The sequence below is a fragment of the Pseudomonas shirazensis genome, from assembly GCF_014268785.2.
GTDB classification, from domain to species: Bacteria; Pseudomonadota; Gammaproteobacteria; order Pseudomonadales; family Pseudomonadaceae; genus Aquipseudomonas; species Aquipseudomonas shirazensis.
This window is the reverse complement of sequence record NZ_JABWRD020000002.1, coordinates 887,737-907,100: the sequence shown is the minus strand read 5'-3', so window position 1 is coordinate 907,100 and position 19,364 is coordinate 887,737. Positions and strand designations below refer to the sequence as shown.

General features: G+C 61.9%; 19 protein-coding genes and 1 riboswitch. Of the genes, 8 read left to right on the top strand and 11 right to left on the bottom strand.

Going from position 1 to position 19,364, the window contains the following annotated elements:
• Positions 1-26 precede the first annotated feature (26 nt).
• Complete coding sequence (trhA, locus tag HU736_RS15425) at positions 27-644, top strand: PAQR family membrane homeostasis protein TrhA (protein WP_186701200.1); 618 nt, start codon at positions 27-29, stop codon at positions 642-644.
• A gap of 7 nt (positions 645-651) precedes the next feature.
• Here the strand turns inward: trhA and HU736_RS15420 are convergent, their stop codons facing one another.
• From HU736_RS15420 to HU736_RS15410, 3 genes are all read right to left on the bottom strand, one after another.
• Positions 652-1,371: a 16S rRNA (uracil(1498)-N(3))-methyltransferase gene (locus HU736_RS15420; protein WP_186701199.1), complete on the bottom strand. Its 720-nt coding sequence runs from the start codon at positions 1,369-1,371 to the stop codon at positions 652-654.
• 82 nt (positions 1,372-1,453) lie between these two features.
• Complete coding sequence (locus tag HU736_RS15415) at positions 1,454-2,860, bottom strand: adenosylmethionine--8-amino-7-oxononanoate transaminase (RefSeq protein WP_103435782.1); 1,407 nt, start codon at positions 2,858-2,860, stop codon at positions 1,454-1,456.
• An 81-nt stretch (positions 2,861-2,941) separates the two neighbouring features.
• The gene (locus HU736_RS15410; protein ID WP_103435783.1) at positions 2,942-3,433 is read right to left on the bottom strand and encodes a hypothetical protein; all 492 of its coding nucleotides are present in this window, start codon (positions 3,431-3,433) and stop codon (positions 2,942-2,944) included.
• A gap of 201 nt (positions 3,434-3,634) precedes the next feature.
• Here HU736_RS15410 and HU736_RS15405 point away from each other — a divergent pair, with 201 nt between their 5' ends.
• The 3 genes from HU736_RS15405 to HU736_RS15395 all read left to right on the top strand — a co-directional run bounded on the left by HU736_RS15405 (position 3,635) and on the right by HU736_RS15395 (position 6,874).
• The gene (locus tag HU736_RS15405; RefSeq protein WP_103435784.1) at positions 3,635-5,509 is read left to right on the top strand and encodes a flavin monoamine oxidase family protein; all 1,875 of its coding nucleotides are present in this window, start codon (positions 3,635-3,637) and stop codon (positions 5,507-5,509) included.
• A 203-nt stretch (positions 5,510-5,712) separates the two neighbouring features.
• Positions 5,713-6,264 carry a cytochrome b gene (locus HU736_RS15400; protein ID WP_186701198.1) on the top strand — a complete coding sequence of 184 codons (552 nt, stop codon included), beginning with the start codon at positions 5,713-5,715 and terminating at the stop codon, positions 6,262-6,264.
• Between the two features lie 31 nt (positions 6,265-6,295).
• On the top strand, positions 6,296-6,874 hold the full coding sequence (locus tag HU736_RS15395; protein WP_101315752.1) for a YceI family protein: 579 nt from the start codon (positions 6,296-6,298) through the stop codon (positions 6,872-6,874).
• A gap of 60 nt (positions 6,875-6,934) precedes the next feature.
• Here HU736_RS15395 and rhlE2 read toward each other — a convergent pair whose 3' ends face one another.
• From rhlE2 to ahcY, 4 genes are all read right to left on the bottom strand, one after another.
• Positions 6,935-8,857 (bottom strand): RNA helicase RhlE2, encoded by a 1,923-nt coding sequence (rhlE2, locus tag HU736_RS15390; RefSeq protein ID WP_103435785.1) that lies wholly within the window; start codon positions 8,855-8,857, stop codon positions 6,935-6,937.
• Positions 8,858-9,077: 220 nt separating this feature from the next.
• Positions 9,078-9,863, bottom strand: a complete 786-nt coding sequence (locus HU736_RS15385; RefSeq protein ID WP_186701197.1) for a substrate-binding periplasmic protein — start codon at positions 9,861-9,863, stop codon at positions 9,078-9,080.
• 124 nt (positions 9,864-9,987) lie between these two features.
• The gene (metF, locus tag HU736_RS15380) at positions 9,988-10,833 is read right to left on the bottom strand and encodes a methylenetetrahydrofolate reductase [NAD(P)H] (RefSeq protein ID WP_101315758.1); all 846 of its coding nucleotides are present in this window, start codon (positions 10,831-10,833) and stop codon (positions 9,988-9,990) included.
• 147 nt (positions 10,834-10,980) lie between these two features.
• Positions 10,981-12,390, bottom strand: coding sequence for an adenosylhomocysteinase (ahcY, locus tag HU736_RS15375; RefSeq protein ID WP_103435787.1), 1,410 nt, complete (start codon positions 12,388-12,390; stop codon positions 10,981-10,983).
• Between the two features lie 21 nt (positions 12,391-12,411).
• Positions 12,412-12,508: riboswitch (S-adenosyl-L-homocysteine riboswitch) on the bottom strand.
• Between the two features lie 179 nt (positions 12,509-12,687).
• Here ahcY and HU736_RS15370 point away from each other — a divergent pair.
• Entirely contained in the window at positions 12,688-13,089 is a 402-nt protein-coding gene (locus HU736_RS15370; RefSeq protein WP_016489524.1) for an acyl-CoA thioesterase, read from the top strand.
• A gap of 32 nt (positions 13,090-13,121) precedes the next feature.
• Here the strand turns inward: HU736_RS15370 and HU736_RS15365 are convergent, their stop codons facing one another.
• Positions 13,122-14,357 carry a cation:proton antiporter gene (locus HU736_RS15365; protein WP_103435788.1) on the bottom strand — a complete coding sequence of 412 codons (1,236 nt, stop codon included), beginning with the start codon at positions 14,355-14,357 and terminating at the stop codon, positions 13,122-13,124.
• Between the two features lie 208 nt (positions 14,358-14,565).
• Between HU736_RS15365 and HU736_RS15360 the strand changes: the two genes are divergently transcribed.
• Together HU736_RS15360 and HU736_RS15355 are read left to right on the top strand one after the other, a co-directional pair.
• Complete coding sequence (locus HU736_RS15360) at positions 14,566-15,399, top strand: DMT family transporter (protein WP_103435789.1); 834 nt, start codon at positions 14,566-14,568, stop codon at positions 15,397-15,399.
• Positions 15,400-15,430: 31 nt separating this feature from the next.
• The gene (locus HU736_RS15355; protein WP_186701196.1) at positions 15,431-15,817 is read left to right on the top strand and encodes an MAPEG family protein; all 387 of its coding nucleotides are present in this window, start codon (positions 15,431-15,433) and stop codon (positions 15,815-15,817) included.
• Between the two features lie 40 nt (positions 15,818-15,857).
• Here HU736_RS15355 and HU736_RS15350 read toward each other — a convergent pair whose 3' ends face one another.
• Both HU736_RS15350 and mltA read right to left on the bottom strand, forming a co-directional pair.
• Positions 15,858-16,829, bottom strand: coding sequence for an IS110 family RNA-guided transposase (locus HU736_RS15350; protein WP_217862381.1), 972 nt, complete (start codon positions 16,827-16,829; stop codon positions 15,858-15,860).
• A 363-nt stretch (positions 16,830-17,192) separates the two neighbouring features.
• Entirely contained in the window at positions 17,193-18,344 is a 1,152-nt protein-coding gene (mltA, locus tag HU736_RS15345) for a murein transglycosylase A (RefSeq protein ID WP_103435791.1), read from the bottom strand.
• Positions 18,345-18,459: 115 nt separating this feature from the next.
• Here mltA and HU736_RS15340 point away from each other — a divergent pair, with 115 nt between their 5' ends.
• Entirely contained in the window at positions 18,460-18,906 is a 447-nt protein-coding gene (locus HU736_RS15340) for a c-type cytochrome (RefSeq protein ID WP_186700716.1), read from the top strand.
• 51 nt (positions 18,907-18,957) lie between these two features.
• On the opposite strand, the gene HU736_RS15335 is transcribed toward HU736_RS15340, so the two are convergent.
• The gene (locus tag HU736_RS15335; RefSeq protein WP_186700714.1) at positions 18,958-19,350 is read right to left on the bottom strand and encodes a DUF1090 domain-containing protein; all 393 of its coding nucleotides are present in this window, start codon (positions 19,348-19,350) and stop codon (positions 18,958-18,960) included.
• Positions 19,351-19,364: the final 14 nt, after the last annotated feature.

Below are 19,364 nucleotides of genomic sequence, written 5' to 3'. Positions count from 1 at the left end.
GAACTAGCGAGGAGGTCTTTGACTGCATGTATTACGGTGAACGCTTCAATGCCTGGACGCACCTGGTCGGTGCCATTCTGGCTTTCATCGGTGCCAGCTGGCTGATCATCACCGCCGGCCTGCAAGGCGACCCATGGAAGATCATCAGCTTCTCGATCTACGGCGGCACCCTGGTGCTGCTGTACAGCACCTCGACCCTGTACCACAGCACCCGCGGCCAGGCCAAAGTGATCATGCGTAAGCTCGATCACCTGTCGATCTACCTGCTGATTGCCGGCAGCTACACCCCGTTCTGCCTGATCAGCCTGCGCGGCCCGTGGGGCTGGAGCCTGTTCGGGGTGGTCTGGGGGTTGGCGGTGATCGGCATGCTGCAAGAGATCAAGCCGCGCTCGGAAGCGCGGATTCTGTCGATCATCATCTATGCGCTGATGGGCTGGATCGTGCTGGTAGCGGTCAAGCCGCTGCTGCAGACTTTGGGCTCTGCCGGTTTTGCCTGGCTGGCAGCCGGTGGCGCGTGCTACACCATCGGCATCATCTTCTTCGCCTATGACAGCCGCTTTCGCCACTGGCACGGCATCTGGCACCTGTTCGTGATTGCCGGCAGCCTGCTGCACTTCATCGCCATCAGCTTCTACGTGCGCTGAGCAGTAGTTAAAAATCGCCCCACAGCTGCTGCGCTACTGCGAGCGCCACTACCGGCGCGGTTTCGGTACGCAGCACGCGTGGGCCGAGGCGCGCGGCATGGTAGCTGGCGGCCTTGGCCTGCTCGACTTCGGCGTCGGTCAAACCGCCTTCAGGGCCGATCAGAAACGCCAGCCGCTCAGGCCGCTGGTGGCTGGTCAGCGGCTCGGCGACCGGGTGCAGCACCAGCTTCAGGTCAGCCTCGGTTGCCTTCAGCCACTCGGCCAGGGTCAATGGCGGATTGATCAGCGGCAGGGTCGAGCGGCCGCATTGTTCGCAGGCGCTGATCGCCACTTGGCGCCAGTGCGCCAGACGCTTGTCGGCGCGTTCGTCCTTGAGCCTTACTTCGCAACGTTCGCTGACGATCGGGGTGATCTGGTTGACACCCAGCTCGGTGGCTTTCTGGATGGCCCAGTCCATCCGCTCTCCGCGCGACAGGCCTTGGCCGAGGTGCACGTGCAGGCTTGAATCGGCCTGGCCGGGCAGAGCCTGGTCGAGGCTGACGCGCACGCTCTTCTTGCCCACTTCAAGCAGCTGGCCGAGGTACTCCTGGCCGCTGCCATCGAACAGCTGCACGGCATCGCCGGTGGCCATGCGCAGCACGCGGCCGATGTAATGGGCCTGGGCTTCGGGGAGGTCGTGTTCGCCGATGGACAGGGGGGCGTCGATAAAGAAGCGGGACAGTCTCATGGTTCTGCTCTGGAATTAGGGAAGACACATACACCTCGGCGGCGGGAGAGCCCGCCGCCGAGGCCTGCTGCACGGGCTGTGCTCAGCCCGGATCGCGAAAATCGGGGTGGAAATTCTGCGGCACGGCCACGCTGATGCTGTCGCGGGTGGCGATATCGATGCCCTCGGTGGCCACCTCGGCAAGGAAGTCGATCTGCTCGGGGGTGATCACATATGGCGGCAGGAAGTACACCACGCTGCCCAGCGGGCGCAGCAGGGCGCCGCGGGTCAGGGCATGTTCGAATACCTTGAGGCCGCGCCGTTGCTGCCATGGGTAAGCGGTTTTGCTGGCTTTGTCCTCGACCATTTCGATGGCCAGGGCCATGCCGGTCTGGCGCACTTCGGCCACATGTGGGTGATCGACCAGGTGCGCAGTGGCGCTGGCCATCCGCGCCGACAGGGCCTTGTTGGCCTCGATCACGTTGTCCTGCTCGAAGATATCCAGGGTTGCCAACGCGGCAGCGCAGGCCAGTGGGTTGCCGGTGTAGCTGTGCGAGTGGAGGAACGCGCGCAGGGTCGGATAGTCGTCGTAGAAAGCCTGATAGACATCATCGGTGGTCAGGCAGGCCGCCAGCGGCAGGTAACCGCCGGTGAGGGCCTTGGACAGGCAGAGGAAGTCCGGACGGATGCCGGCCTGCTCGCAGGCAAACATCGTCCCGGTGCGGCCAAAGCCCACGGCAATCTCGTCGTGGATCAGGTGCACGCCATAGCGGTCGCAGGCTTCGCGCAGCAGCTTGAGGTACACCGGGTGGTACATGCGCATGCCGCCGGCACCCTGGATCAGCGGCTCGACGATGACTGCCGCGACAGTGGCGTGATGCTCGGCCAGGGTCTGCTCCATGGCCAGGAACATCGTCCGCGAGTGCTCCTCCCAGCTGACCCCTTCAGGGCGCAGGTAGCAGTCCGGGCTGGGCACCTTGATGGTGTCGAGCAACAGCGTCTTGTAGGTCTCGGTGAACAGCGGCACATCGCCCACCGACATCGCTGCGATGGTTTCACCGTGGTAGCTGTTGGTCAGGGTGACGAAGCGCTTCTTGCCGCTCTGGCCTTTGTTCAGCCAGTAATGGAAGCTCATCTTCAGCGCGACTTCGATGCACGACGAGCCGTTGTCGGCGTAGAACACTCGGTCCAGCCCGGCTGGAGTCATGGCTACCAGGCGCTCGGACAGCTCGATCACCGGCTGATGGCTGAAACCGGCCAGGATCACGTGTTCGAGCTGGTCGACCTGGTCCTTGATGCGCTGGTTGATGCGCGGATTGGCATGGCCGAACACGTTGACCCACCACGAACTGACGGCGTCCAGGTAACGCTTGCCTTCGAAGTCCTCGAGCCACACGCCTTCGCCGCGTTTGATCGGAATCAGCGGCAGCTTTTCGTGGTCTTTCATCTGGGTGCAGGGGTGCCACAGGACCTTGAGGTCACGTTGCATCCACTGATCATTGAGGCCCATCGGCACTTCTCCTGGCGGCACGGCTTGGTTTGACCGCACAAGCCTAAGCAAAGGTGCCGGCCACCACAACCGTGATCAGGCTCAATGGCGCACAGCGGGCTGCCAGCTCAGGGCCGGGATGTGCACGGTGCCGGCCTGGGTGGTGGAGATGGTCAGGGTGCGAAATGGCCCCAGCAGCAACTGGCGGGTGGGCGAACTGGCGTAGTGCCCTGGCACGATTTCGGTACCGGCCAGGCCGGACAAGGTCAGCCAGTACAGCGGTGGCGGACCCAGCAATTCGGGGTCGAGGCCGAGGTACTCGCACTCGATCAGGTCGTCTTCATCAAACTCGAGGCGGTCGCTGACGACGTAGAACTCCATCATCAACCTGTCGACTTCCTTGCCGAAGTCGATCTTAAGGTCGTTGTTCTGGCCAATCACCAGTTCGGTGCCGGGATTGCCGTTGACCGCTGTTGCCAGGCCGGCATAAGAGGTACAGCTTGAACTGATGCTCAGGCCATAGTTGCCTTGCCAGATGGCATGCGGGATGAAGTTGCGCGGCTGCAGGCGGGCAAAGTATTGGTGCTGTTGCATGGCTGAAAGTCCCGCTGCGGTCGATGACGCCACTGTCCGACGAAAGCGGCGCTGCTGGCTACTGACAAAAATGCCAGTTGCGTAAGCGGCTTGGCATCGCCCTGCTGGCAGGGTGCCCACGGGTGACGTATTCTTAGCGCAATTTTCTCCGGGGCTTCTTCCCCGTTTTCATCGACCTGTTTTCAACCGGAGTTTGCCGACATGGCTGCTGCTTGGGTGCGCCTGTGCGCGTTGGTATTGATCGGATTTTCCAGCACCTCGGCGCTGGCGCAGGACAAGACACCCACGGCAATCGTCGTCGGTGGCGGCCTGGCAGGCTTGACGGCTGCCTACGAGCTGCAGAACAAAGGTTGGCAGGTCACGCTGCTGGAAGCCAAGGCGGGCATGGGCGGGCGCTCTGGCCTGGCCACCAGCGAATGGATCGGTAACGGCAAAGCCCAGCCGGTACTCAATCAGTACCTGGATCGCTTCAAGCTCGATACCTTGCCGGCCCCTGAGTTCGTGCGCACGCCGGGCTACCTGATCGATGGCGAATACTTCAGCGCAGCTGACCTGGCCGTCAAGCAGCCGGCAACTGCCGAAGCGCTCAAGCGCTACGAGAAAACCCTCGACGATCTGGCCCGTTCGATCGACGACCCGCTCAACCCGCAGGCCAACAGCACGCTGTTCGCCCTAGACCAGATCAACGTCTCCAACTGGCTCGACCGTTTGCAACTGCCCGCCACTGCGCGGCAATTGATCAACCAGCAGATTCGCAGCCGTTATGACGAGCCTTCGCGCCTGTCGCTGCTCTATTTCGCCCAGCAGACCCGCGTCTATCGTGGCGTCAGCGACCGTGACCTGCGTGCTGCGCGCCTGCCTGGCGGTAGCCCGGTGCTGGCTCAGGCCTTCGTCAAGCAGCTGAAAACCATCAAGACCAACGCACCGGTTACCGCGATCGTCCAGGACAAGGACGGCGTTACCGTCAAGGTCGGCGCTGTCGGCTATCGCGCCGACTACCTGGTGATGGCGGTGCCGCTGCGGGCACTGGCCAAGATCCAGATGACCCCAGGCCTGGACAACCAGCATATGGCTGCGATCAAAGGCACCAACTATGGCTGGCGCGACCAGATACTGCTCAAGTTCAAACAGCCTGTGTGGGAAAGCCGGGCGCGGATGTCGGGTGAGATCTTCAGCAACACCGGCCTGGGCATGCTCTGGATCGAGCCGGCGCTGAAAGGTGGTGCCAACGTGGTGATCAACCTGTCGGGCGACAACGCCCGCCTGTTGCAGGCCTTTGGCGACAAGCAGATGGCCGACCAGGTGCTGATTCGCCTGCATGCGTTCTACCCGAAGGCGCGCGGCGCATTCACTGGCTATGAAGTGAAGCGCTACAGCGCCGATCCCGGTACTGGTGGTGCCTATCTGGCATATGGCCCGGGGCAGATCAGCAAATACTGGCGTTTGTGGGAGCGCCCTCTGCAGCGCATCAGCTTTGCCGGTGAGCATACCGACGCGCTCTACCCCGGCACGCTCGAAGGCGCCCTGCGCAGCGGCCAGCGTGCTGCCGGCCAGGTGCAGGACCTGCTGGCAGGCAAGTCGTTTGACCCGGTCAAGGCCGTGCCTGCGGCGGCAGCTGCCGCAACCGGTGCTGCGGCGGCCAAGGGCGGTTTCTTCTCCAATCTTTTTGGTGGCGGCGACAAGGCGGCCAAGGCGGACAGCGCGCCAGCCAAGGACGAGCCGGTCAAGGCCAAAGACGCCGAGCCAGCCAAGCCTGGCTTCTTCTCGCGCCTGTTTGGTGGCGCAGAAGAGCCTGCAGCCAAGCCGGCACCTGTTGCCAAGCCTGCGGAAGTTGCACCAGTAGCACCGGCGCCTGCGCCAGCGCCAGTGGTTGCGCCGGTACCGGAGCCTGCGGCCAAGCCTGCACCGGTCAAGCCTGCGGCAAGCAAGGCCGCACCAGCCAAGCATGCGCCTGCGCATAAGCCAGCCGCCAAATCGGAGGCCGCGAAGAAGGCCGAAAACAAGCCTGCGCAAGCGAAAAAGGCTCCCGCCAAGGCCGAGCCGGTGAAGAAACCGGCGGCCAGCAGCCAAGGCTGATTGATCCAACACCCCCAAGGGCCGCATCGCGGCCCTTTCTTATTTTGCGAGCGTACCGGGCTGGTCTAGGGTTAATGTTTCCTTAATAACCGGTCGAGAGAATAAGCATCGATTAATTCGATCTACCAAAGCAGTTTTTTCCGCTTTTATTCGATACGTTTCGCGCTAGTCTGTACGCAGCTTCAAGGGGGAGCGCCGCCAACATGCAAGTACGCAATTCTTCAACTCGCTACGGCCTGGTCAGCATGGTCATGCACTGGGGTGTAGCGCTGGCAGTCTTCGGGCTGTTTGCTCTGGGCCTGTGGATGGTCGATCTCGACTACTACGACCCGTGGCGCAAGGCCGGCCCGGATCTGCATAAAAGTATTGGCCTGGTGTTGCTGGCGGTAATGCTGCTGCGGGTGCTGTGGCGTTTCATCAGTCCGCCGCCGGCAGTGCTGGCCAGCCATGACCGCTTCACCCGCGTTGCAGCCAAACTGGGCCACCTGGCTTTATACGCAGGGCTGTTTGCGGTAATGATCGCCGGGTACCTGATCTCTACCGCCGATGGCGCGGGGATCTCGATGTTTGGCCTATTCGATGTGCCGGCATTGCTCAGCAACCTGCCCGACCAGGCTGACACCGCTGGAGTGATCCATTTTTACCTGGCCTGGGGGCTGGTGATTTTCGCCGTCCTGCATGGCCTGGCTGCACTGAAACACCATTTTATCGACCGTGACGCGACCCTGACTCGTATGCTGGGCCGCAAAGCTTGACCCTCAACCTCAATTGCAAGGAATCGAAAGGATGTTGAAAAAGACTTTTGCCGCTCTGGCGCTCGGTACCGCTCTGTTCGCCGCTGGTCAGGCCATGGCTGCTGACTATAAGATCGACAAGGAAGGCCAGCACGCGTTCGTTGACTGGAAGATCAGCCACCTGGGCTACAGCTTCATCCACGGTACTTTCAAAGACTTCGACGGTAGTTTTACCTGGGATTCGGCCAAGCCTGAAGCCAGCAAGATCAACGTCGACCTGAAGACCGCCAGCCTGTGGTCGAACCACGCCGAACGTGACAAGCACATCGCGAGCAAGGACTTCCTGGACGTCAGCAAGTATCCAGAGGCCAAGTTCGTCTCCACCGCAGTCAAATCGACCGGTGACAAGACCGCTGATGTGACCGGCGACCTGACCCTGCACGGCGTGACCAAGCCGGTAACCTTCAAGGCTACCTTCAACGGTGAAGGCAAGGATCCATGGGGCGGCGAGCGCGCTGGCTTCAACGCCACCACTACCCTGAACCTGAACGATTTCGGCATCAAGGGCCCAGGCCCAACCTCGCAGACACTGGATCTGGATATCAGTGTTGAAGGCGTGAAGCAGAAGTAATCAGCCGCAAACGAAAAAGCCGCCCATAAGGGCGGCTTTTTCATGTCTGCAAATCCGTAATCAGCGATTACGGGTCAGCAGGGCCGGGCGCTCGCCACGCGGGCGGCTCGGCAAGTCTTCCAGCTGCTCAGGCGTTGGGTAGCGCTCGAGTTTGGACTCCTTGCGGATGATCACCGGCTGGCTTTGCGATTCACGCGGGTTGCGTACTGCTGGTTCTTGACGAGCGCTGTCGTCACGGGCTGGGCGGTTACGGCCCGGGTTGCCGTCGCGACGGCCACCACCAGCGTTGCTGCCGTTGTTGCTGCGTGGACGCTTGTCGCCAGCACCCTGACGCGGCTGGCCGCTGCCGCCGTTGTTACTGCGGCCTTTGGCTGGCGCACCAGCACCTGCACCTCGAGTGCCGCTGCCTTGGGTTTGGCCGGCACCAGCTGCAGCGCCTGGGCGACGGTTGCGGCCTTGGTTCTTGCCATTCTGGTACGGGCTGACGTAGTCGGCCTTGTTACCGAAGTTATCCACATCGTCGTCGAGGAACGCTTCCGGGTCACGGTTGCCGTTGCCATTACCGTTGGCTGGCGCCGACGCTTCGCGGCGCTCGCCCTGTGGCTGGCGCGGCTTGTTCTCACGTGGCTTGCGCGGCTGCTGCTGACGCTCACCTGCAGGCTTGTCGGCCGGCTTTTCAGCGGCGCTGCTCTGCTTGGCGCGGCCTTTGTCCTTGCCCTTGTCCTTGCGTCCGCCGTTGCTGTCTTTGCTGGCATCGCCGCGAGGCTGGTTACGACCACCGCGGCCGTTGGCCTGCGGGCGCTCACGGACTTCAGGCTTCTCGACTTCGACGGTGCTGGCGTCAAAGCCCATCAGATCGCCGTCCTGGATCTTCTGGCGAGTGACGCGCTCGATGCTCTTGAGTAGTTTCTCTTCGTCCGGGGCAACCAGCGAGATGGCTTCACCTGAACGACCGGCACGGCCAGTACGGCCGATGCGGTGTACGTAGTCTTCCTCGACGTTCGGCAGCTCGAAGTTGACCACATGCGGCAGCTGATCGATGTCCAGGCCACGCGCAGCAATGTCGGTTGCGACGAGGATGCGCACTTCGTTGGCCTTGAAGTCGGCCAGGGCCTTGGTGCGTGCGTTCTGGCTCTTGTTGCCGTGGATCGCTGCGGCCGGCAGGCCGTGCTTTTCAAGGTACTCGGCCAGGCGGTTGGCGCCATGCTTGGTGCGGGTGAAGACCAGCACCTGTTCCCACGCACCGAGGGTGATCAAGTGCGCCAGCAGGGCACGCTTGTGGCTCGCCGGCAGGCGGTAGACGCGCTGTTCGATACGCTCGACCGTGGTGTTCGGCGGCGTGACTTCGATGCGCTCGGGGTTGTGCAGGAGCTTGTCGGCGAGGTCGGTGATGTCTTTGGAGAAGGTCGCCGAGAACAGCAGGTTCTGGCGCTTGGCCGGCAGGCGGGCGAGGACCTTCTTGACGTCATGGATGAAGCCCATGTCGAGCATGCGGTCGGCTTCATCGAGGACCAGGATTTCGACGCGGGACAGGTCAACCTTGCCTTGACCGGCCAGGTCGAGCAGGCGGCCAGGGCAGGCCACCAGTACGTCGACGCCTTTGGCCATGGCCTGAACCTGTGGGTTCATGCCGACACCGCCAAAGATGCAGGTGCTGACCAGACTGAGGTCGCGTGCATACACTTTGAAGCTGTCGTGCACCTGAGCCGCCAGTTCACGGGTCGGCGTCAGCACCAGTACCCGCGGTTGACGCGGGCCGTGGCGCTGGGATTTGTCTGGGTGGCCGCCCGGGAACAGACGCTCCAGGATCGGCAGGGCGAAACCGCCGGTTTTGCCAGTACCTGTCTGTGCGGCGACCATCAGGTCGCGACCTTGCAACACGGCGGGGATGGCCCGCTGTTGCACTGGGGTAGGCTCGGTGTAGCCCGCTGCTTCGATAGCGCGGACAAGTGCCTCGGAGAGACCGAGGGAAGCAAAGGACATGGGCAATCCTGTTCTGGTGGGGGCTAGGCCCTATAGGGTGATCTGCCTGGCGCGACGGGCATCTGAGGGATGCGATCGCGTCCGGTCCAGCTTGGTGTCCACTGCGCATCAGAGAAACATCGGGCCTGCGCTGTGGAGCGCGTTGGCGATGATCGAGATGCCTGGATGAAGACCGAGCGTCCGGGCGTGAGCCTGGCGGGAAGGCCCGAGTATAACAGAGCTAGCGAAGTGTGCTGCGTTCCTGCTGCTCAACGGCGCCAGGCAGCACTCCAAGGTCGTCTTCGAAGTGAGCGATCATCTGCGCGTAGGCGGGTTCTTGCTTGAAACGGCGCAGTTCTTCGGCAAACGAGCGAGCAAGTTGTTCGCGCCCGGGCTTGCGCGCCAGACCCAGATACTGGTTTTGCCGATCGATCAGCAGCGGCAATTGTTCAGTTTGCTGCTGCAGCCCCATCTGCCGGCGCAGGTAGCGCCCGACGCGACTGTCGGTTACCACCAGATCGATGCGGCCAAGCATCAGTTTGCCGAGGTTGGCCTCATGGGTCTGTGCCGGCTCTTGCTTGAACAAAGTTGACTGATTGAATGCCGCGCCATAGTCATAGCCCGGCGAGGTGCCGAGGGTCAGCCCGGCGAGGTCCTCCAGTCGCTTGACGGCGCGGTGCTGGCCGCGTTTGCCCAGCAAAACGAACTCGACTTCAGACAGTGGTTCGTCCGGGAACACCATGTACACCTTGCGCGCATCGTTCTGGAAAATCCCCAGCACGCCATCGACCTGGCCCTGTTCGACCATCGCCAGGCAGCGCTTCCACGGCATGAGCTCCCAATCGACCTGCACACCGAGGCGCTTGAACACCTCGCTGGCAACCTCGTACTGGATACCCTGCGGCTGGCCGTTGTGTTCGTAGACATAAGGCGCCCAGTCATCGCTGACCACGCGCAGGCGTTCGGCCTGAGCCGAACAGCTCAGGCAAACAAGCAACAGGCAGAGTAGGCGGGGCAGAAGCGACATGGCGTGAGAGTACGCCGTCCATCGGGCGATGAACAGTGAGCGGCGCTTGTACAAATGCCGATTGTTGTAAACACCCAGGCTAGAGCTGATGCAGCCGGGAGCGGCCTTGTCGGCCGCTCAGGCATCAACGTGGCAGCTTGAGGTTGTTCCAGATCGCGAGGCTCGGTTCGGCCTGGTTCAGGGTATAGAAGTGCAACCCTGGTGCGCCGCCTTGTAGCAGTTGCTCGCACATGTTGCTGATCACTTCTTCGCCAAAGGCCTGGATGCTCGCGCTGTCGTCGCCATAGGCTTCAAGTTGCTTGCGGATCCAGCGCGGCAGCTCGGCGCCACAGGCGTCGGAGAAGCGCGCCAGCTTGCTGTAGTTGGTGATCGGCATGATGCCGGGCACTACCGGGATATCCACGCCCATCTTCTGTACGCGCTCGACGAAGTAGAAATAGCTGTCGGCGTTGAAGAAGTACTGGGTAATGGCGCTGTCGGCACCGGCCTTGACCTTGCGCACGAAGTTGCTCAGGTCGGCTTCGAAGTTCTGCGCCTGTGGGTGCATCTCGGGGTAGGCGGCAACTTCCAGGTGGAAGTGATCGCCGCTTTCCTGGCGGATGAACTCGACCAGGTCACTGGCGTAGCGCAGTTCGCCCGAGGCCATGCCCATGCCCGACGGCAAATCACCGCGCAGGGCGACGATCCGCTTGATGCCGGCAGCCTGGTATTCGCTGAGCAAGCCGCGCAGGTCGGCCTTGGAATCACCGACGCAGGACAGGTGCGGCGCGGCGGCGACTTTGACTTCATGTTCCAGCTGCAGCACGGTGTTCAGCGTGCGGTCGCGGGTCGAACCGCCAGCGCCGTAGGTGCAGGAGAAAAAATCAGGATTGTAGCCAGCCAGCTGGCGAGCAACGGCCATCAGCTTTTCGTGACCGGCTTCGGTCTTGGTCGGGAAAAACTCGAAACTGTAACGGCGTTCTTCGGACATCGTTCGTTCCTCATGCAGCCAACGCCAGTAGCGCGCCTTCAGCTGCAATCTGCAAGTAAAAGCCAGAGCGGTGAAGGCCGGTCTGGCTTGGCGTCATTCAATTGCATGGACTGCCCGCGGCAAGCATGCCTGCCGCGGGTCACTCGCTTAGTAGCGGTAGGCGTCCGGCTTGAACGGGCCTTCGACGGTGACGCCGATGTATTCGGCCTGCTGCGAGGTCAGCTGGGTGACCACGCCGCCGAAGCCGCGGACCATTTCCAGAGCAACTTCTTCGTCGAGTTTCTTCGGCAGCACTTCTACGGTCAGACGCTCGGCTTTCTTCTCGGCCGAGAGGTCAGCGAACTTCTGCCCGAACAGGAAGATCTGTGCCAGCACCTGGTTGGCGAACGAGCCGTCCATGATCCGGCTTGGGTGGCCAGTGGCGTTGCCCAGGTTGACCAGACGGCCTTCGGCCAGCAGGATCAGGTAGTCGTCGTTCTGCGGATCGAAGTCACCAGCGCCGGTGCGGTGAATCTTGTGCACCTGCGGCTTGACCTCTTCCCATGCCCAGTTCTTGCGCATGAAAGCGGTGTCGATTTCGTTGTCGAAGTGGCCGATGTTGCACACTACAGCGCGCTTTTTCAGCGCCTTGAGCATGTTCGCATCGCAGACGTTGACGTTACCGGTGGTGGTCACGATCAGGTCGATCTTGCCCAGCAGAGCCTTGTCGATGCAGGCTTCGCTGCCGGTGTTGATACCGTCGATGAACGGCGAAACCAGCTCGAAGCCGTCCATGCAGGCTTGCATGGCGCAGATCGGGTCAACTTCGGAAACCTTGACGATCATGCCTTCCTGACGCAGCGACTGGGCCGAGCCCTTGCCGACGTCACCGTAGCCGATGACCAGCGCCTGCTTGCCCGACAGCAGGTGGTCGGTGCCGCGCTTGATAGCGTCGTTGAGGCTGTGACGGCAGCCGTACTTGTTGTCGTTCTTGCTCTTGGTGACCGAGTCGTTGACGTTGATCGCCGGGACTTTCAGCTCGCCCTTGGCCAGCATGTCGAGCAGACGGTGAACACCGGTGGTGGTCTCTTCGGTAACGCCGTGGACGCGATCCAGAACCTGCGGGTACTTGTCGTGCAGCAGCTGGGTCAGGTCGCCGCCGTCGTCGAGGATCATGTTGGCATCCCATGGCTGGCCATCCTTGAGGATGGTCTGCTCCAGGCACCACTCGTACTCTTGCTCGGTCTCGCCTTTCCAGGCGAATACCGGGATACCGGCAGCGGCGATGGACGCAGCGGCCTGGTCTTGGGTGGAGAAGATGTTGCAGGACGACCAGCGCACTTCGGCACCCAGGGCAACCAGGGTTTCGATCAGCACTGCTGTCTGAATGGTCATGTGGATGCAGCCGAGGATTTTCGCACCCTTGAGCGGTTGCTCTTCGAGGTACTTGCGGCGCAGGCCCATCAGTGCCGGCATTTCCGATTCGGCGATGATGGTTTCGCGACGGCCCCAGGCGGCCAGGGAGATATCAGCGACTTTGAAATCGGTAAAACCAGCAGGCGTGTTTACAGCGCTCATGAAGAGCCTCCATTCGTAGTGTGCGAATGGGCGCCGTTGTGCGTTGAGCGTCCACTTGAGCGGACAACGCCCCATCCGAGCCTGACAGGTCGAACCTGCTGCAGCGCCCCTCGGACAGGTGGCGGGCATGGCACCGCGGCGGGTGGCCATGTTAAACGGCGCTGATTATAGCCGGGCAGGGCGATCAGGCCCAAGGTTTTCTGTCGATTAATCGCGACGATAGTCGATGATCAATGGAGCCCTGCGGCAGGCTCTGCCATCATGACTGCACGTTAGCCAAAGCTGGTAGGAGCAATGATGAACTTCCACACCCGCAAATGGGTAAAACCCGAAGACCTCAACCCCAACGGCACTCTGTTCGGCGGCAGCCTGCTGCGCTGGATCGACGAGGAAGCGGCGATCTACGCCATCGTCCAGCTGGGCAATCAGCGGGTGGTGACCAAGTACATCTCGGAGATCAACTTCGTCAGCGCCTCGCGCCAGGGCGACATCATCGAGCTGGGCATTACTGCCACCGAGTTTGGCCGCACCTCGATCACCCTCAAGTGCGAAGTACGCAACAAGATCACCCGCAAGAGCATCCTCACCGTCGACAAGATGGTCTTCGTCAACCTGGGTGACGATGGCTTGCCGGCTGCGCATGGGCGCACCGAGATCAAGTACGTGCAGGATCAGTTTCCCGACTCTGCAGTCGAGTGATTTTTTGGGGCCGCAAAGCGGCCCCAGCAATCTCAAGGCTGAACGCTAACCTTGCTCACCACACGACCAATGCTCAGACCCTGGATCAGGATCGACGACAGCACCACGATGTAGGTGATCGACAGCAGCAAATCACGCTCTTCACCCAGCGGCAACGACAATGCCAGCGCCACCGACACGCCCCCACGCAAACCACCCCAGGTCAGCACGCGAATGGTGCCCTGCGGCACGCTGCGCCAGCGCCGCAACAGCAGAATTGCCGGCGCCACCGTGAGCAGGCGCGACATCAGCACGGCGAGGGCCAGCACCGAACCGGCGGCCAGGTGCATCCAGTTGAACGGCAGCAGCAACAGCTCCAGGCCGATCAGGGCAAACAACAAGGCATTGAGCATGTCGTCGATCAGCTCCCAGAAACCGTCCATGTAGCGCCGGGTCATGTCGTTCATGGCCAGGTTGCGGCCCATGTTGCCGATGATCAGGCCGGCCACCACCATCGCGATCGGTGCCGAGACATGCAGCTCGTAGCACATTGCCGAGCCGCCGATGACCAGCGCCAGAGTCAGCATGACCTGGACCTGGTATTGGTCGATGCTCTTGATCATGCGATAGGTCGCATAGCCGATCAGGCCGCCGAAGGCGATCCCGCCGATGGCTTCGCGGGCGAACAGCAGTGCGGTCTCGGAGATGCTTGGCGTCTCGCCCAGCTGGACGATGCCGAGCAATACCGTGAACACCACCACCGCCGTGCCGTCGTTGAACAGCGACTCGCCAACGATGGTGGTCTTCAGCGGCTTGGAGGCGTTGGCCGTACGCAGCGCGCCGAGCACGGCGATCGGATCGGTCGGCGAGATCAATGCGCCGAACAGCAGGCAGTAGATCAGGCTGATGTGCCAGCCAAACAAGGCGAACACCCAGTGCGCGAGAAAACCGATGACCACGGTGGCGATGAGCACGCCGATGGTCGCCAGCAGGCCGATCGGCCAACGGTAACTGCGCAGATCGCTGAGGTTGACGTGCAGGGCGCCGGCAAACAGCAGGAAGGCCAGCATCCAGTGCATCAGCAGGTCATTGAAGTCGATCTGGTTCATCAAGCCTTCGACGCGTTCTTCCAGGCCCGGAAAGCCGATCAGGCTCAGACCCTGCAGAATCAACGAGAACAGCAGCGCCGTGACCATGACACCGATGGCCGGCGGCAGGCCAATGAAGCGATAGTTGACATAGGTAAGGAGGGTGGTCAGGCAGATAAAAGCGGCAACAAGTTCAAGCATCCCGAATCCTGTAAAAAGTGGCTTCCAAGTCGGACCCGAATCGCTCGGGTCAGAGGTTTGATGGTCCAGCAGGGGGCGTGGGACACACTCTATGACCAGAAATGTCCGAATCGTTCAAAATATGTACAAGGGCGCCCTGGCCCTGTCCGCCGCGTAACCCGCTATATTGTGCCGACCTCTGAGTCTGAGCCCTCCAAGGAAACCTCGCGTGCTGGCAACCGTTCTTGTCCTTGTCGCAGCCCTGTTGCATGCCATCTGGAACACCCTGGTCAAGTTCAGTGGCGAACGGCTGCTGGTGATCGCCAGCATGGACTCGGTAGCGTTGCTGTTCGCTGTGGTGGCTGTGTGGTTCGTCGATTTCCCGCCTGGCGAAATCTGGCCCTGGCTGCTGGTTTCGGCGCTGGCCCAGCAGATCTACCGGGTCTTGCTGATCAAGGCCTATCGGGTGGGCGACCTGGGTCTGGTTTACCCACTGATGCGCGGTTTGTCACCGCTGGTGGTGCTGGGTCTTACTCTGGCGTTTGCCGGCGAGACCCTCAGCGATCAGCAGATCATCGGCATCTTGCTGATCCCGTGTGGTATGGCCTGCCTGCTCTGGCAGGGCGGCGGCGGGGCGCGCTTGCCGTGGTCGATGTTGCCGGTGGTGGGCCTGATCGGGCTGTGCATAGGCTGCTACACCTGGTTCGACGGCCAGGGCGTGCGTGCGTGGGGCAAACCCTGGGATTATCTGGTGTGGCTGACCTTGCTCAGTACCTGGCCGTTTCCGCTGCTGGCCGGCAGCGCTCGGCGTGCACCGTTCGTGCAGTTCTGGCGTAACCAATGGCGGCTGGGCCTGGCGGTCGGTGTTTGCGTGCTGGCCAGCTACGCTCTGGTGCTGTGGGCGATGCACCTGGGGTCGGTGGCCGAGGCGGCGGCGTTGCGCGAGATCAGCGTAATTCTGGTGGTGCTGCTGGGCATGCGCTACCTCAAAGAACCTTTCGGCGGACCGAGGCTCTTAGCTTGCGGGCTGGTGCTGGCAGGCATGCTGGTGATGAAGCTCTGAATCCAACTCTTTTGAACAAGGAATTCTGTCCATGACCGTTGCCCTGTGGTGCATTTTGATCGCGATGATCCTGCCGCCGCTGTGTGCGTTGATCGCCAAACTCAGCAGCGGCCGTTTCGGCATGCAGCACAACCACGATCCGCGTGCGTTTCTGGACACGCTGTCAGGGCTGCCACGCCGCGCCCATGCGGCCCAGCAGAACAGCTATGAAGCGTTCCCGGCCTTTGCGGCGGCGGTACTGGTGGCTGATATCGTCGGCAACGCCGAGCAAGTGACCCAGGATGTGTTGGGGGTGATGTACATCACCAGCCGGTTGCTGTTCATCATCTGCTACCTGGCCGATTGGGCGATATTGCGCTCGATAGTGTGGTTTGCCGGGTTGGCGCTGATCGTGGCGTTCTTTGTGGTTTCCGCGTAACCCAGCCACTACACCGTCCCTGTAGATACCGTCTTGACCCTCACCCCGCAAGGGCGATTTGGGGGTCAAACGGTTTGCCCGACTTCACCACCCCGTAAACCAGATGCAGCAGCTTGCGCATTGCCGCACACACGATCTGCTTGTAGGCCTTGTGCCGGCTGCTCAAACGCTCTGCCAGTGCCTTTACGACTGGGTTATGCCTGATCGAGACGGTGCCCGACATCCACAGGCCCGCTCGCAACCTTGAGGCGCCTGTGCGCGAAATGGTGCTCTGGCCTGTGAACTCGCCCGACTGTTGCATCACGGGGTTCAGGCCTGAGAAGGCGACAATTGCAGATGGGCTTTGGTATTTCAGGGGATCGCCCAGCTCGGCCAACAGCAACGCGGCGGTGGTCTCGCCCAGACCGTCGATCGAGGTAATCAGGTCGCGCCGCCCGCGCAGATCTGGATCGTCATCGATCGTCTGCTCAATGGCTTTTCTGGTCTTTTCCAGCTCTTTGATGATGTGCCCGATCACGTCTTGAATCGATTGCTTCACCGCATCTTGTGCGACATCCAAGCGATTCTGCTCCATCTGGCGCATTTCCTTGAGGTCGTCCAGTCGGCGCACCAGAGCACGCAAGCGGCGCTGTGCTGGCGGCTCAGGCTCCCACTGGCGAAGCGAGTCGGCGTTCTGTTGGCTGTAGGCAGCAATTACCTTCGCGTCAGCCCTATCGGTTTTGACGCGGCGAAGCTCCACATCAGCGAATTTCGCAATCACCGCCGGGTTCAGAATGCACACCCGATAGCCTTGGTCGTGGCAGTGCTCGGCAAGCGCTTCGTGATAGGTGCCCGTGGCCTCCATGACAATCCAGGTTCCGGGTCCTGCGTGACGCTCAAGCCAGTCGCTGAACTGGGCAAACCCTGCGGAATCATTGGGAAGCTTTGCCTTGGTGCGCTTCTTCCCGTTGGTCAACGTGGTGGCAATGTCGAAAGATCTTTTGGCAACATCAACGCCAACAAAAATGGACATGATCCTCTCCTTCAAACTACGAAAGTCGATCACCCAGCACTCTGTTCTACCTTGTGAATGCGTGCTCACGCCGGAGGCGGGCACTAGATACCGTTCGGACTTGTCGAGTGGGGTTGGAAGGTCAGAGCACCATCTACAATGCGGGCTCGATGCCCTAGGAGCGGCTCGGCTTCATGACCTTCCCTCGATGATCAGTCGAGAACTTTCGCTTCTTTGGAAGCGAAAGTCGAGATACAAGGAGCGGCCTCGTGTCGCAAAAGGGTCGCGCAGCGGCCCCAGATCTCAGCTTCGCCGCCGAAATTGCCGGGCCCGCTATGCGGGCCTTTCGCGACACAAGGCCGCTCCTACAGGGGGGCGATTGGCTCAGGGGACTTTGGGTAGCTCAGGCAATGGCTGACCTTTGGGCCAGAGCATCCAGATCTGCCCTTGCTGCTTCATGTTGCCGGCCAACTCACCGGCTTGCGGTCCGGTACCCCAGAACAGGTCGGCACGTACTTCGCCGGTGATCGCCCCGCCGGTATCCTGCGCGCCGACCGGGCGCACCACGGGTGAACCATCCGGGCGGGTGGTCGACAGCCACAGCAGGCTGCCCAGCGGGATCACCTTGCGGTCGATGGCGACGCTGTACCCTGCGGTCAGCGGCACGTTCAACGAGCCGCGCGGGCCTTCGTTGCTGTCCGGCCGGGTGCTGAAGAACACGTAACTGGGGTTGCTCGCCAGCAACTCCGGTACCCGCTGCGGGTTGGCCTGGGCCCAGGCGTGAATCGCGCCCATGCTGACATCTTCTTTCTTCAACTGGCCTTGTTCGATCAGCCAGCGGCCAATCGGCCGATACGGGTGGCCGTTCTGGTCGGCGTAACCCAGGCGCAACTGGCGCCCGTCTTCCAACTGAACCCGGCCAGAGCCCTGAATCTGCAGAAATTGCAGGTCCATCGGGTCCGTCAGCCAGGCCTGCACAGGTGCGTTGACGCCATCACGATAGATGCTTTCCGAGGTGTCGTAGGGCTTGAGCACGCGGCCTTCCAGGCGCCCGCGCAGACGCTTGCCCTTGAGCTCAGGGTAAATACTCGCCAGATCGACCACGATCATGTCCTGCGGCACGCCATATACCGGCACCTGGGCAGCCGCAGTGCGGGTCAGGCTGCCCGGGTAGACCGGCTCGTAATAGCCGGTGATCAGCCCGGTAGCGTTGTTCTCGGCCGAGCGCAGGCCGTACACCTGCAGGTTCTGCTGGAGAAACGCGCGGGCCTGGGCGGCATCGTCAGGAATGCGTAGCGCCGCCTCGCAGGTCGCCGCCCAGACCGTATCGCGCTTGAGCTTCTCGCAGCCGACGCGCCAGGCCTGAAAGCCCGCCAACAGATCAGCATCACTGACGCTGGGCAGGTCTTTCCAGGTGGCGGGGGCATAGGTGGCAATGGCGTGGGGCTCAGGCTTGGTGCTGTCACCGCCGTTGCAGCCGGCCAGCAGGGCCAGGGCAGGCAGCGCCCAGGCGAGGTGGCGCAGTGCAGATTTCATGGTTGAATCCTTGAGCGGGCGGCGGCGTGGCTGCCCCTGTTTTCTGTAAGGGTATTGGTCTTTGTCGAGCAGGCGAGGATACTGTCGGCCCTCTCCCGATGCCAATGTGACCGTGATGTTCAAATGTTTCACCGTGCTGCTGGTAGCCAGCCTGGCCCTGCTGGGCTGCGACCGTGTCGATCCTAACTCACCGCTCGGGCAGCGCAAGGCGATCTTCAAACAGATGCTCAACACCAGCGAAGACCTTGGCGGCATGCTGCGCGGACGCTTGCCGTTCGATGGCGACAAGTTCGCTGCCGGTGCCATCAAGCTCGATGGCCTGGCGCATGCCCCTTGGAAGCATTTTGTGCAGGTTCAGGACGGCGGCGACAGCAGTGCGCGGGCCGAGGTCTGGCAGCGCCAGGCGCGCTTCGAGGAGCTGGCCCGGCAACTGGAAGGCGTGACCGGCAAACTGGTTGCCGCGAGCAGCAACAAACCGCTGAACGCAGCGCAGTTGCAAGCGCCTATGGACAAGGTCGAAGCGGCCTGCAAGGCCTGCCACACCGAATTTCGTAACCACTAGGCCGCGCTGACGCCGGCAGCGCGCTCACGGTTCAGCGTGGCGTCGGAGTGGTCACTTTTCCAGATCGTCGAGCGCTTCCTGCAGCTCCTTTTTCGATTCGGCAAGCTTGTCTTTACGCTTGTTGATCTTCTCGGAGTCGCCGCGCTTCATGGCCTTGTCCAGATCCTTGGTGCGCTTGTTCACTTCGTGACGCGCATCCAGCACCTTCTGCTCGCGCTCTTTGCGCAGGCTGCTGTCGGTGCAATTGGCAGTCACTTCGCTCAGGGCTTTTTCAAGGCCAGCCTGCTGGTTGCTGTTGCCGTGGGCACGTGCCTGCTCGATCTGTTCGCTGATCGCTTGCTTCTTGGCGGCGCAACCTTTGAGCTCGGTCTGCTCGGCAGCCAGCGCGCCGTGGGCAGTGAGGCCAAGCAAGGCGGACAGGGCGAGGGTAGAGATCAGTTTCATCGGGGACTCCAGTC

What these genes read in the sequence shown, in the direction of transcription:
- HU736_RS15400 (WP_186701198.1), top strand. Translation starts at nt 5,713, where the DNA reads ATGCAAGTACGCAATTCTTCAACTCGCTACGGCCTGGTCAGCATGGTC.
- metF (WP_101315758.1), bottom strand. Translation starts at nt 10,833, where the DNA reads ATGTCCGAAGAACGCCGTTACAGTTTCGAGTTTTTCCCGACCAAGACC.
- HU736_RS15385 (WP_186701197.1), bottom strand. Translation starts at nt 9,863, where the DNA reads ATGTCGCTTCTGCCCCGCCTACTCTGCCTGTTGCTTGTTTGCCTGAGC.
- rhlE2 (WP_103435785.1), bottom strand. Translation starts at nt 8,857, where the DNA reads ATGTCCTTTGCTTCCCTCGGTCTCTCCGAGGCACTTGTCCGCGCTATC.
- ahcY (WP_103435787.1), bottom strand. Translation starts at nt 12,390, where the DNA reads ATGAGCGCTGTAAACACGCCTGCTGGTTTTACCGATTTCAAAGTCGCT.
- HU736_RS15355 (WP_186701196.1), top strand. Translation starts at nt 15,431, where the DNA reads ATGACCGTTGCCCTGTGGTGCATTTTGATCGCGATGATCCTGCCGCCG.
- HU736_RS15415 (WP_103435782.1), bottom strand. Translation starts at nt 2,860, where the DNA reads ATGGGCCTCAATGATCAGTGGATGCAACGTGACCTCAAGGTCCTGTGG.
- HU736_RS15410 (WP_103435783.1), bottom strand. Translation starts at nt 3,433, where the DNA reads ATGCAACAGCACCAATACTTTGCCCGCCTGCAGCCGCGCAACTTCATC.
- HU736_RS15420 (WP_186701199.1), bottom strand. Translation starts at nt 1,371, where the DNA reads ATGAGACTGTCCCGCTTCTTTATCGACGCCCCCCTGTCCATCGGCGAA.
- HU736_RS15395 (WP_101315752.1), top strand. Translation starts at nt 6,296, where the DNA reads ATGTTGAAAAAGACTTTTGCCGCTCTGGCGCTCGGTACCGCTCTGTTC.
- HU736_RS15335 (WP_186700714.1), bottom strand. Translation starts at nt 19,350, where the DNA reads ATGAAACTGATCTCTACCCTCGCCCTGTCCGCCTTGCTTGGCCTCACT.
- HU736_RS15340 (WP_186700716.1), top strand. Translation starts at nt 18,460, where the DNA reads ATGTTCAAATGTTTCACCGTGCTGCTGGTAGCCAGCCTGGCCCTGCTG.
- HU736_RS15365 (WP_103435788.1), bottom strand. Translation starts at nt 14,357, where the DNA reads ATGCTTGAACTTGTTGCCGCTTTTATCTGCCTGACCACCCTCCTTACC.
- mltA (WP_103435791.1), bottom strand. Translation starts at nt 18,344, where the DNA reads ATGAAATCTGCACTGCGCCACCTCGCCTGGGCGCTGCCTGCCCTGGCC.
- trhA (WP_186701200.1), top strand. Translation starts at nt 27, where the DNA reads ATGTATTACGGTGAACGCTTCAATGCCTGGACGCACCTGGTCGGTGCC.
- HU736_RS15370 (WP_016489524.1), top strand. Translation starts at nt 12,688, where the DNA reads ATGAACTTCCACACCCGCAAATGGGTAAAACCCGAAGACCTCAACCCC.
- HU736_RS15350 (WP_217862381.1), bottom strand. Translation starts at nt 16,829, where the DNA reads ATGTCCATTTTTGTTGGCGTTGATGTTGCCAAAAGATCTTTCGACATT.
- HU736_RS15405 (WP_103435784.1), top strand. Translation starts at nt 3,635, where the DNA reads ATGGCTGCTGCTTGGGTGCGCCTGTGCGCGTTGGTATTGATCGGATTT.